The sequence below is a fragment of the Tsukamurella conjunctivitidis genome (assembly GCF_007858475.1).
In the GTDB taxonomy this organism is placed as follows: Bacteria; Actinomycetota; Actinomycetes; order Mycobacteriales; family Mycobacteriaceae; genus Tsukamurella; species Tsukamurella conjunctivitidis.
In genome coordinates this window covers 1-650 of record NZ_VIGX01000128.1, presented here as the reverse complement: position 1 = coordinate 650, position 650 = coordinate 1, and the positions used below count along the sequence as shown (strand labels likewise).

1 protein-coding gene is annotated in these 650 nt (G+C 70.9%); it reads right to left on the bottom strand.

All coding sequences use genetic code 11. The features are described from left to right. Nucleotides 1-176: 176 nt before the first annotated feature. A partial coding sequence (locus FK530_RS24690) for a sulfite exporter TauE/SafE family protein (protein WP_146489452.1) occupies nucleotides 177-650 on the bottom strand: 474 nt, incomplete at its 5' end.

Sequence of the window (650 nt, the reverse complement as noted above, 5' to 3'; positions counted from 1 at the left end):
CCCGCCAACGCCGATGAGCTCATGGATGCGGCATCACGTCGCGTCGCCCAGTTGGCGACCACCTTCTGAGGGCGGGCGCCCGGACCTGAACCCTGCGTCGCCCTCGTCGGCCCGATCGCCGGGACGGGGGCCGGGCGTCCCTCGTCGCGCACCGGGGCGTGCAGCGGGACGGGAGGTCAGGAGGAGAGGACCTGGATCCCCAGGCGCACCAGGAGTGCGGTGACGACGACCAGGAGCACACCGCGCACGAACCGGTTGCCCAGGCGCACGGCGGTACGCGCCCCCAGGTAGCCGCCCACCATGTTGGCGGCGCCGATGAGGAACCCGAGTCGCCACTCCACCAGTCCCAGGGGAACGAAGTAGACCAACGCCCCCAAGTTCGTCGCGGCATTGACGATCTTCGTCACCGCGGTGGCCCGCAGGAAGGTCGTGTGCATGAGCACGGCCAGTCCCAGGACCAGGAAGGAGCCGGTGCCCGGGCCGAGCACTCCGTCGTAGAAGCCCACCAGCGCGCCGAAGGGCAGGGTGCGGGCCAGGACGGTGGCGGCAGGCGGTGGTGTCTCCTCGAAGGCTGTGCCGATGCGGGGGCGTGCCAGCGTGAACAGGAGGACGGCCACCAGGGCCACCATGATGATCGGGGTGAACACGGC